Origin of the sequence: Acidovorax sp. BoFeN1, from assembly GCF_003345135.1 — a bacterium.
GTDB lineage: Bacteria > Pseudomonadota > Gammaproteobacteria > Burkholderiales > Burkholderiaceae_C > Acidovorax > Acidovorax defluvii.
The window spans coordinates 1-11,414 of record NZ_QOZT01000107.1 but is presented as its reverse complement, the minus strand read 5'-3'; the positions used below and the strand labels follow the sequence as shown (position 1 = coordinate 11,414).

10 protein-coding genes are annotated in these 11,414 nt (G+C 63.3%); 9 read left to right on the top strand and 1 reads right to left on the bottom strand.

Annotated features, from left to right (window positions below; genetic code table 11):
- Positions 1-446 precede the first annotated feature (446 nt).
- From DTW89_RS17280 to DTW89_RS17240, 9 genes are all read left to right on the top strand, one after another.
- Complete coding sequence (locus tag DTW89_RS17280) at positions 447-842, top strand: MerR family transcriptional regulator (RefSeq protein WP_024813998.1); 396 nt, start codon at positions 447-449, stop codon at positions 840-842.
- A gap of 119 nt (positions 843-961) precedes the next feature.
- Positions 962-1,345, top strand: coding sequence for a PaaI family thioesterase (locus DTW89_RS17275; protein ID WP_114656824.1), 384 nt, complete (start codon positions 962-964; stop codon positions 1,343-1,345).
- Between the two features lie 36 nt (positions 1,346-1,381).
- On the top strand, positions 1,382-2,572 hold the full coding sequence (locus tag DTW89_RS17270; RefSeq protein ID WP_114656823.1) for an isovaleryl-CoA dehydrogenase: 1,191 nt from the start codon (positions 1,382-1,384) through the stop codon (positions 2,570-2,572).
- Between the two features lie 33 nt (positions 2,573-2,605).
- A complete protein-coding gene (gene can / locus DTW89_RS17265) occupies positions 2,606-3,265 on the top strand; it encodes a carbonate dehydratase (RefSeq protein WP_114656822.1) in 660 nt (219 codons plus the stop codon).
- A gap of 16 nt (positions 3,266-3,281) precedes the next feature.
- Complete coding sequence (gene aceK, locus DTW89_RS17260; protein ID WP_114656821.1) at positions 3,282-5,081, top strand: bifunctional isocitrate dehydrogenase kinase/phosphatase; 1,800 nt, start codon at positions 3,282-3,284, stop codon at positions 5,079-5,081.
- 36 nt (positions 5,082-5,117) lie between these two features.
- Positions 5,118-6,311 (top strand): acetyl-CoA C-acyltransferase, encoded by a 1,194-nt coding sequence (locus DTW89_RS17255; protein ID WP_114656820.1) that lies wholly within the window; start codon positions 5,118-5,120, stop codon positions 6,309-6,311.
- A gap of 152 nt (positions 6,312-6,463) precedes the next feature.
- Entirely contained in the window at positions 6,464-7,135 is a 672-nt protein-coding gene (locus tag DTW89_RS17250; RefSeq protein WP_024814004.1) for an SDR family oxidoreductase, read from the top strand.
- A gap of 48 nt (positions 7,136-7,183) precedes the next feature.
- On the top strand, positions 7,184-8,314 hold the full coding sequence (locus DTW89_RS17245; RefSeq protein ID WP_114656819.1) for an acyl-CoA dehydrogenase family protein: 1,131 nt from the start codon (positions 7,184-7,186) through the stop codon (positions 8,312-8,314).
- Between the two features lie 70 nt (positions 8,315-8,384).
- A complete protein-coding gene (locus DTW89_RS17240; RefSeq protein WP_011806863.1) occupies positions 8,385-9,047 on the top strand; it encodes an HAD family hydrolase in 663 nt (220 codons plus the stop codon).
- A 271-nt stretch (positions 9,048-9,318) separates the two neighbouring features.
- Here the strand turns inward: DTW89_RS17240 and DTW89_RS20005 are convergent, their stop codons facing one another.
- On the bottom strand, positions 9,319-11,079 hold the full coding sequence (locus tag DTW89_RS20005) for a methyl-accepting chemotaxis protein (protein ID WP_201741033.1): 1,761 nt from the start codon (positions 11,077-11,079) through the stop codon (positions 9,319-9,321).
- Between the last annotated feature and the right edge of the window lie 335 nt (positions 11,080-11,414).

Sequence of the window (11,414 nt, the reverse complement as noted above, 5' to 3'; positions counted from 1 at the left end):
AACAGGACAGTGAAACGACTTTGCGCCGATGATAGTGCGGGTTCCCGTGTGAAAGTAGGTCATCGTCAGGCTCTTACAGCCCAGCAACGCCCCCCTCTGTGATCAGAAGGGGGCGTTTCTGCTTTGGAATTGCCAAAACACTGCACAACAAACTCAATGCCTGCCAAGTTACCCGGCAAACGTCGTATCCGGTGAGTCTGCTTTGCACCTTATCGCCGTGGGAGCTCGGGTCGCTGGCCGCTAGATCGCCCAAGCGGTGGTGTTCATGCTGGCAAGCCGTTTACGCCAGCGTGTATTTGAAAGAGGCGGCAGTGGTAGTCAAATCGCCTATGGTCCAAGTTGCGGTACTATTGACGTTAACGTAAACGTCAGACAGCGTTGCACAGTGGCCATCGTTTGCAGCAGGAAGTTTCCTGCCCAAAGCGGCACTGCAATGCTGCGCCACCATGGCTCACACCTACACCATCAGTGATCTTGCCAAAGAGTTTGATCTCACCACGCGCGCCATTCGTTTCTATGAAGATATGGGTCTATTGCAGCCCGAGCGCAATGGACCTGCGGGTCGCAGCCGGGTTTACAGCGCGCGGGACCGCACGCGCCTGCGCCTGACGTTGCGAGCCAAGCGTCTTGGCCTGTCATTGAGCGAGGCCAAGGAGATCATTGATCTCTACGACAGCCCGCGAGATACCGGTGTGCAATTGCAGAAATTTCTGGATGTTCTCGTCGTTCACCGGCGGCAACTCGAAGACCAGCTGGCTGACCTTCAGGCGAATCTGGAAGAAGTTCAAGAGCACGAAAAGGAAGCGCGGGTATTGCTGCGAGCCATGGAAAACCAAAAATAGTTGATAATTGACGTTTACGTAAACGTAAATCAGGAGTGAGTGTGAGCACAACCCCTTTCGAGGTCAAGGCGCCAGGCTACGTCGCTCGGATTCACGACAGTTTTGCGCTGCAAGGGGCCATGCAGACCCTTGGTGCACGCCTCGGTCTTGTTGCTCCCGGTGCTGTGAATATTGAACTGGATTGGGCCGCAGGTCTGACCCAGCAGCACGGCTTTTTGCACGCGGGCATGGTGGCCACCGCCCTCGATTCAGCCTGTGGCTACGCCGGATTGACCTTGATGCCAGAAGAAGCGGCTGTCCTCACCATCGAGTTCAAGATCAACCTTCTGGCGCCTGCCCGTGGCGAGCGCTTTCGCATGGAGGGCCGGGTGCTCAAGCCTGGCCGCACCATCACTGTTTGCGAAGGGCGCGCCTACGCGCTCGATGGCACCCACGAAAAGCTGGTGGCCACCATGGGCTGCACGCTGATGGCAGTAACTGGCCGCGAAAACATCCGTCATTGAAAAACCATACCGTTCCATCCATCCGAGGAGACATTCATGAGCGTTCCCGCCAACATTCCAGGCCTCAACTTCCAGCTGGGAGACGATATTGACGCATTGCGCGACGCGGTGCGCGATTTCGCCCAGGCAGAAATCGCTCCGCGTGCGGCAGAAATTGACCAGTCCGATCAGTTCCCCATGGATCTGTGGCGCAAGATGGGCGATCTCGGCGTGCTGGGCATCACGGTGCCCGAGCAATATGGTGGTGCTGCCATGGGCTACCTGGCGCACATGGTGGCAATGGAGGAAATCTCGCGTGCCAGCGCATCGGTGGGTCTGTCGTATGGTGCACACAGCAATCTTTGCGTGAACCAGATCAACCGCAACGGCAGCGAGGAGCAAAAAGAAAAATACTTGCCTAAGTTGATCAGCGGTGAACATGTGGGTGCCCTGGCCATGAGCGAGCCCGGTGCAGGCTCGGACGTGATCAGCATGAAGCTCAAGGCCGAGGACAAGGGCGGCTACTACCTGCTCAACGGCAACAAGATGTGGATCACCAACGGCCCGGATGCCGACACCCTGGTGGTGTATGCCAAGACCGAGCCTGAACTGGGAGCACGTGGCGTCACGGCGTTTCTGATCGAAAAGGGCATGCCAGGTTTCAGCATTGCGCAAAAACTCGACAAGCTCGGAATGCGGGGCAGCCATACCGGCGAACTGGTGTTCAACAACGTCGAAGTACCTGCGGCCAACGTGCTGGGCGGCGTGAACATGGGCGCCAAGGTGCTGATGAGCGGCCTGGACTATGAGCGCGCGGTGCTCACCGGTGGTCCGCTGGGCATCATGCAGGCCGTGATGGACAACGTGGTCCCCTACATCCACGACCGCAAGCAGTTTGGCCAGAGCATTGGCGAGTTCCAGCTCATTCAGGGCAAGGTGGCAGACATGTACACCCTGCTGCAGGCCGGCCGCTCGTTTGCCTACACTGTGGCCAAAAATCTCGACATGCTGGGCAGCGAGCATGTTCGCCAGGTGCGCAAGGACTGCGCCAGCGTCATCCTGTGGTGCGCTGAACAAGCCACCAAAATGGCGGGTGACGGCATCCAGATTTTTGGCGGCAACGGCTACATCAACGAGTATCCGCTGGGCCGCCTGTGGCGCGATGCCAAGCTGTATGAGATTGGCGCGGGCACCAGCGAAATCCGCCGCATGCTGATTGGCCGCGAGCTGTTTGCCGAGACTTGCTGAGTATCCGCTCTCCCCTGACGAATCAAGGACAACATGCCTTCAACGATCGACGACCTGTTTGTTCACAACCGTGCCTGGGCAGCCCAGATGGAGCGCGAGCGCCCCGGCTTTTTCACAGGTCTGCTGGCCCAGCAAAAGCCCAAGTACATGTGGATCGGGTGCTCGGACAGCCGTGTGCCAGCCAACCAGATCACGGGCCTGGAGCCTGGTGAGATATTTGTGCACCGCAACGTGGCCAACGTGGTCGTGCCCACTGATCTGAACTGTCTGTCGACCATCCAGTACGCGGTGGATCAGCTGCATGTCGAGCACCTGATGGTCGTCGGCCACTATGGCTGCGGCGGCGTGCTCGCCGCGCTGGAGGGTACACGCGTGGGCCTGGCCGACAACTGGATTCGCCATGTGCAGGACGTGCGTGACCGCCACCGCGATCTGATTGCTGCGACGGCCCCTGAGTCGCGCCATGACGTGCTTTGCGAGCTCAACGCCATCGAACAGGTGATCAACATTGCGCAGACCACTGTGATGCTGGACGCCTGGGGCCGTGGTCAAAAGGTCACCCTGCATGGCTGGTGCTATGGCCTCAAAGACGGGCTCATCAACAACCTGCACATGAGCGTGGACAGCACCGAGGGCCTGGAGTCGCTCTACAAGGCCGCCATCGCAGGGGTCGCGGCGGCCCGTCGGCAGTAATTGCGCAGGTCGGTGCATGTTTCCGCAGCGGCTCGACTCCCCCCAGGCCTACGGCATTGCCAAGGCCATGATGGACGGTTTCAACCGCCATTACCGGCTGTTTCGCACCGAGTCGTCGCGGGCCAAGCACCGTTTTGAAACCGCCGACTGGCACGGCCAGCAGCGGGCGCAGCGCGAGCGCATCGAGTTTTATGACCTGCGCGTGAAGGAGTGCGTGCGACGGCTCGAAAAGGAATTCAGCGCGGGCGCGCAAACCATGGATGTGTGGCACCAGATCAAGCTGCATTACATCGGCCTGCTGGTCAACCACCACCAGCCCGAGCTGGCCGAAACCTTCTTCAACTCGGTCACCACCAAGATCCTGCACCGCACGCATTTTCACAACGACTTCATCTTTGTACGGCCCGCCGTCAGCACCGAATACATCGAAAACGACGAGCCCGCCGCGCGGCCCACTTACCGGGCCTTTTATCCCACGCGCGAAAACCTGCACGAAACGCTGTGCCACATCGTCGAAACCTTTCAGCTCCAGCGGGAGTTTGTGGACCTGCCGCGCGATGCCGGTTGCGTGGTGAGCGCCATGCGCGGCCGGCTCGACAAGGTCAGGCTGCGCGCCAACTTCCAGATCCAGGTGCTCAGCAGCCTTTTTTTCCGCAACAAGGGCGCGTATGTGGTGGGCAAGATCATCAACGGCTTCAACGAAGTGCCGTTTGCCCTGCCCATCCTGCATGACGACGATGGCAGGCTCTTCATTGATGCCGCACTGTTTGGTGAAGACGACCTGCAAATGCTCTTCAGCTTTGCGCGCGCGTACTTCATGGTTGACATGGAGGTGCCCAGCGCCTACGTGCAGTTTCTGCGCAGCCTCATGCCCAGGAAGCCCCGCGCCGAAATCTACAACGCCCTTGGCCTGGCCAAGCAGGGCAAGACGCTTTTTTACCGCGACTTCCTCTACCACCTCAAGCACTCCACCGACAAGTTCCGCATTGCGCCCGGCATCAAGGGCATGGTGATGCTGGTGTTCGATTTGCCAAGCTTTCCGTTCGTGTTCAAGCTCATCAAGGACTACTTCCCGCCTCCCAAGGAAACCACGCGCGAGCAGATCAAGGGCAAGTACCTGCTGGTCAAGCAGCACGACCGTGTGGGGCGCATGGCCGACACGCTTGAATACAGCGAAGTCGCGTTTCCGCGCGAGCGTTTTGACGATGCGCTGATCGCCGAGATCGAGAAATTCGCGCCCAGCCAGCTCGAAATCAGCGACCGCGACGGCGACGGGCACCAGGAAGTCATCATCAAGCACCTGTACATCGAGCGGCGCATGATTCCGCTCAACATTTACCTGCAGGAAGCGTTTGATACCGGCCTTTCCGACCCGCGCGCGCACCAGCAGATGGAGCGCAGCGTCATCGAATATGGCAATGCCATCAAAGACCTGGTGGCCGCCAACATCTTCCCCGGCGACATGCTGTGGAAGAACTTTGGCGTCACGCGCAACGGCAAGGTGGTGTTCTACGACTACGACGAGATCGAATACCTCACCGACTGCAACTTCCGCCGCGTGCCCACGCCGCGCAACGAAGAAGAAGAAATGAGCGGCGAGGTCTGGTACACCGTGGGCCCGCACGACGTGTTTCCCGAAACCTTTGGCCCCTTTTTGCTGGGCAACGACGCCGTGCGCGCCGTCTTCATGCAGCACCACGGCGATCTGCTGGACGTGACTTTCTGGCAGCAGCACAAAGAACGCATCCAGGCGGGCCATGTGTACGACGTTTTTCCTTACGACCCCGAGCGGCGTTTCCACCACGCCGCCCATTGATCACCGCGCATTCCCTCAATCTCAAGGAGCCTTCTCATGTCCGCATTGCAACAAGACCCCATCGTCATCGTCGGCGCGGCGCGCACCCCCATGGGCGCCTTCCAGGGTGACTTCTCTGCCCTGGCGGCGCACGACCTGGGCGGCGCCGCCATCCGCGCCGCCGTAGAGCGCGCGGGTGTCCAACCCGATGCTGTGGGCGAAGTGCTGTTTGGCAACTGCCTGATGGCCGGCCAGGGCCAGGCGCCGGCGCGCCAGGCAGCGTTCAAGGGCGGTTTGCCCAAGGAGGCGGGCGCGGTCACGCTCAGCAAGATGTGCGGCTCGGGCATGAAAGCCGCCATGTTTGCGCACGACATGCTGCTGGCCGGCACGCACGATGTGATGGTTGCGGGCGGTATGGAAAGCATGACCAACGCCCCCTACCTGCTGCAAAAAGGTCGCGGCGGCTACCGCCTGGGCCACGACCGCATCTTCGACCACATGATGCTCGACGGGCTGGAAGACGCCTACGAACCCGGCCGCTCCATGGGCACCTTTGGTGAAGACTGCGCCGCCAAGTACGGCTTCACCCGTGCCGAGCAAGACGCCTTCGCCACGGCCAGCGTCGAGCGCGCCAAGGCCGCCACTGCCTCGGGCGCTTTTGCCGCCGAGATCACCCCCGTCACGGTCAAGAGCCGCGCTGGTGAAACCGTGGTCTCCGTGGACGAAGGCCCGGGCAAGGTCAAGCTCGACAAGATCGCCAGCCTCAAGCCCGCCTTCAAGAAGGACGGCACCATCACGGCGGCCTCCAGCTCCAGTATCAACGACGGCGCCGCTGCGCTGGTGATGATGCGCGCATCCACAGCCACCAAGCTCGGCTGCAAGCCGCTGGCGCGCATCGTGGGCCACGCCACGCACGCGCAAGAGCCCGAGTGGTTTGCCACCGCCCCCCTGGGCGCCACGCAGAAGGCGCTGGCCAAGGCGGGTTGGGCTGTGGGGGATGTGGATCTGTGGGAAATCAACGAAGCCTTCGCCGTGGTGCCCATGGCGCTCATGAAAGAGCTGAACCTGCCGCACGACAAGGTCAATGTGAACGGCGGCGCCTGCGCGCTGGGCCACCCCATCGGTGCCTCGGGCGCGCGCATCATGGTCACGCTGATCTACGCGCTGCAGGCATGCGGCCTCAAAAAGGGCCTGGCCACGCTGTGCATCGGAGGCGGCGAGGCCACGGCCGTGGCGGTCGAGCTGGTCTGAGGGCGACCGGGGCAGGGCGCCAGCGGGTCTGGCCGCGCCCCGGAAACGCTTCACGCAATTTTCCGCACCGGGGCACCTGTTGGGTTGTGCCCGGTTTACTATTTATTTGATAGCTGTTCGCGCTTATTGCATAAGGGCTAGAGGCCTATTTGATGTCAAATGTCCTGATTTTGGGTGCTTCGCGCGGTCTGGGTCTGGAGTTTGCGCGCCAGTATGTGGCGGACGGTGACCGCGTGCTGGCCACCGCGCGCGATGCCGCCGGGCGCGAGCGCCTGCAGGCGCTGGGTGTGGAAAACGTGCTGACTGTGGACGTGGCCAACCCCGCCAGCATCAGCGGCCTGGCCTGGATGCTGGACGGCGAAAAAATCGACACCGCCCTCTACGTGGCGGGCGTCATGGGCCACGGCACGGCGCTTTCGCCGCCCACGCACGAGCAATTTGACCGCGTTATGCACACCAACGTGCTGGGCGCCATGCAGGCCATTCCGCAGGTCGCCCCGCTGGTCGAGGCGGCGCAAGGGCGCTTTGCCTTCATCAGCAGTGAGTTGGGCCGCATCGGCGGCGTGGCAAGCAGCCACACCTGGCTTTACCGCGTCAGCAAGGCGGCCCTCAACATGGCGGTGGCCAGCGCCCAGCACGACTACCCACGGGCCACGCTGGTGGCGCTTCACCCCGGCTGGGTGCAGACCGAGATGGGGGGTGAACAGGCCCCGCTCACCGCGCCCGAGAGCGTGGCCGCCATGCGCGCCACGTTGGCGCGGCTCACGCCAGCGCACAAGGGCCAGTTCCTGCAACGCGACGGCACCCCTTTCGCCTCGTGGTGAGGCTGCGGGCTTGACACGCAAAAAACACCCACACACACGGAGACAACGATGCTGCTGACCCAAGACCAGGAAATGATCCGCGACGCCGTGCGCGACTTTGCGCAAACCGAGCTGTGGCCCCACGCCGCCCGCTGGGATAAAGAACACCACTTCCCCAAGGAGGCCCATCAGGGTCTGGCTGCACTCGGCGCCTACGGCATCTGCGTGCCCGAAGAATTTGGCGGCGCCCACCTCGACTACGTCACGCTCGCGCTGGTGCTCGAAGAAATCGCTGCCGGTGACGGTGGCACCAGCACGGCCATCAGCGTGACCAACTGCCCCGTCAACGCCATCCTCATGCGCTACGGCAACGCGCAGCAAAAGCGCGACTGGCTCACGCCTCTGGCGCGTGGCGAAATGCTGGGCGCGTTCTGCCTGACCGAGCCGCATGTGGGCTCGGACGCCTCTGCGCTGCGCACCACGGCCGTGAAAGAGGGCGACGAATACGTCATCAACGGCGTCAAGCAGTTCATCACCAGCGGCCAAAACGGCCATGTGGCCATCGTCATCGCCGTCACCGACAAGGGCGCGGGCAAGAAGGGCATGAGCGCCTTCCTCGTGCCCACCAGCAACCCCGGCTACGTGGTGGCGCGGCTCGAAGACAAGCTGGGCCAGCACAGCAGCGACACCGCGCAGATCAACTTCGACAACTGCCGCATCCCGGCCGAGAACCTCATCGGTGCCGAGGGCGAGGGCTACAAGATCGCGCTGGGCGCTTTGGAGGGCGGGCGCATCGGCATCGCCGCGCAAAGCGTGGGCATGGCGCGCAGCGCGTTCGACGCGGCCCTGGCGTATTCCAAGGAGCGCGAAAGCTTCGGCACCCCCATCTTCAACCACCAGGCCGTGGGCTTTCGCCTGGCCGACTGCGCCACGCAGATCGAGGCCGCGCGCCAGCTCATCTGGCACGCCGCTGCGCTGCGCGACGCAGGCCGCCCCTGTCTCAAGGAAGCCGCCATGGCCAAGCTGTTTGCCAGCGAAATGGCCGAAAAAGTCTGCAGCGCCGCCATCCAGACGCTGGGCGGCTACGGCGTGGTGAGCGACTTCCCGGTCGAACGCATCTACCGCGACGTGCGCGTGTGCCAGATCTACGAAGGCACCAGCGACGTGCAGAAGATCATCATCCAGCGCGCGCTGGCTTGAATGCTATAAATACAATAGCTAATAGCGCTTGATGCATAAGCGCTAGAGGCCAAAAATACCTGATAAGTTGATGAACTACGAAGCCCTTCTGTTTGACTGCGACGGCGTGCTGGTGGACAGCGAGGCCATCACCAATGGCGTGCTGTGCGCCATGCTGAACGAGGCCGGCTGGGCGCTGGCGCCTGACGAGTGCATGCGGATCTTCATTGGCAAGACGGTGCGCAGCGAGGCCGCGCGCATCGAGGCGCACACCGGCCAGCCGCTGACCGATGCATGGATGGCCGCGTTTTACGCGCGCCGCAACGCGCTGCTGGAGGCCGAGCTGCAGCCGATCGAAGGCGCCATTGAGGCCGTGCGCGCCGTGCATGCGCGCCTGGGCGGGCGCATTGCCTGCGCCTCGGGGGCCGACCGCTACAAGGTTGAAATGCAGCTGCAGAAAGTGGGCCTGGCGCCGTACTTTGGTGCCAACGTGTTCAGCGGCCACGAAATGCCGCGCACCAAGCCTGCGCCCGATGTGTACCTGGCCGCTGCCGCCGCACTGGGCGTGCCGCCGCAGCGCTGTCTGGTGGTGGAAGACACGGTGACGGGCGTTGCCGCCGGGGTGGCCGCCGGCGCCACGGTGGTGGGCTTCAGCCCCTCGCTGGTGGGGCACGGCGCACCCGAGGCCCTGCTTGCCGCCGGGGCGGTGCGCGTCATTGCCCACATGAGCGAGCTGCCCGCCCTGCTGGGCTGAAAGGCTGAGAGGCGGAGGCTCTATGGCCCCTGCCCGCCTCGCACGCCAGAGCACCCCGCACAGGTTCCGTCAATGCCCCGCCATCGCCTGTTGGGCCATGGCCTTGCTTTGCGCCTTGATCAGGGGTGTTGACGCACCGTGCGGGCACGGCCGAAAAAACCTCGGCCTTTGACGCGTCTGCGGCGGGCGCTGCTGGCGCGGCAGGTTCCCGGCTTTCAGTGCGGCAATGCAATGCAGCCCGCCCGCGCAGGGCCGGGCTGCAACCGGTGCCTTAAAACGATTCCCAGTCGTCCTCTGCGCCTGCACTGGCGGTCTTGACGGGTTTTGGCGGATTGGGGGCGTGCAGTGCGGCCGGTTTGGCGGGCGCTGCCTTGAAGGCCGTGGGCTTGCGTGCCGGTGCGGGCATGCGCACCGGGGCAGCCTTGGGTGCGGGGCGGGCTGTGGGCGTGCTGTAAGCGCTGGCGCCGCTCTGGCTGGCATCGAGCTTGAACACCGCCACGGCCTGCACCAGTTCTTGCGCCTGGCTGCTCAGGCTGCCTGCGGCGGCAGCCATCTCTTCAACCAGCGCGGCATTTTGCTGCGTGGCCTGGTCCATCTGCGTCACGGCTTCGCCCACCTGGGCCACGCCGCTGGCCTGCTCGGAACTGGCGGCGTTGATCTCGCCCATCAGGTCGGTCACGCGGCGAATGCTCTGCACCACCTCGGTCATGGTCTCGCCCGCCTGGTCGGCCATGGCGCTGCCTTGCTCCACGCGCTCCACACTGGCGCTGATGAGCTGCTTGATCTCTTTGGCGGCCTCGGCGCTGCGCCCGGCCAGGGACCGCACCTCGCTGGCCACCACGGCAAAACCCCGGCCCTGCTCGCCGGCGCGAGCGGCTTCCACGGCGGCGTTCAGCGCCAGGATGTTGGTCTGAAAAGCAATGCCATCAATCACGCCAATGATGTCGGCAATGCGCTGTGAGCTCTCGTTGATGCCCTTCATGGTCTGCACCACCTGGCCCACCACCTCGCCGCCGCGCACGGCCACGTCCGAGGCGCTGCGTGCCAGCGCATTGGCCTGGCCCGCGCTGTCGGCGTTCTGGCGCACGGTGGCGCCCAGCTGCTCCATGGAGGCGGCGGTTTCTTCGAGTGCACTGGCCTGGCTCTCGGTGCGGGCCGACAAGTCCTGGTTGCCCTGTGCGATCTCCGAGCTGGCCATGGCCACGCTTTCCGAGCCGCGGCGCACCTGCGACACCACCTGGGCGAGGCCATCTTTCATGGCGGCAAGCTGGGCCATCAGGCTGGTGGTGTCGCCGTCTTTGACGGCAATGGGCTGGGTGAAGTCGCCTCCGGCCACGGCACGGGCCACATCGGCCGCAGTGCGGGGCTCGCCGCCCAGCTCACGCACCAGGCTGCGCGTGGTGAGCCAGCCCAGGGCCGCTGCCAGCAGCAAGGCCGCAATGCCCAGACCGATGAGGGTGGTGCGTGCGCTGTTGGCGGTTTGCTGTGCATCCGTGCCGGCCTGCACGATGGCGTTCTTCTCGTATTCCACCAGCGCGCCAATGGCCGTCTTGTAGTTGGCCAGCACCGGACGCAGCTTGTTGGTGAGGTACTCGCGGCTCAGGTCGGCCTGGTGGCTCGTGATCAGGTCGATCAGCTCCTGCTGGCCTGCCAGGTACAGCGCCCGTTGCGCTTTTACTTTGTCCAGCAGTGCACGGTCTTTGGGCTCGGTGAGCGTTTTGTCGAGGGTGTCAAACAGCCGGACGACCTCTTGGCGCGACTGGGCAATGACCTGGGTCTGGCGCTCGTGGTCAGCGGGGTCGTGGGTCAGCATCATGTTGCGCAGCGCAATGGCGATGACGTCGATCTGTGTCGAGAGATTGGTGGCCGCCACGATGCGGGGGAAATGGTCGGCGACCACGGCTTTGAGGTCTGCACCCATGCGGCCCATGGCCATCAGGCCCATGACCACCGAGGCCACCAGCAAGACACAGACCACGCCAAAACCAACGGTCAGGCGCGTGCGCACGCGCCAGGAAGAAAAATCAAACACGGCAACTCCAGATGAGGGGGTAGGTACCTGCAAGGCAATCCGACGACGCTCGCCGCAGGCGGGTCAGCCACTTCACCTTGGAGGATTGAAAACACCGCACCTGCGCAGGTTGCAGTAGTGCAGTTTTTTACTCAACTTTACATCTTAGGGGTTTTCTCTTGGTTTGGCTACCGGCGTGGCATGGTCTGGATCAAGGCGAACACTTGCGCGCGGTTGTATGTGCTCATCTCGGTGCGTCCGTGGGGCCCCGGGCTGCACAGACGGCATTCAATAATCAGAGGGTTGTCCCGCCGATTGCTTCCACCGCCCGTCTGCCATGCCCCAAACCCCGCACC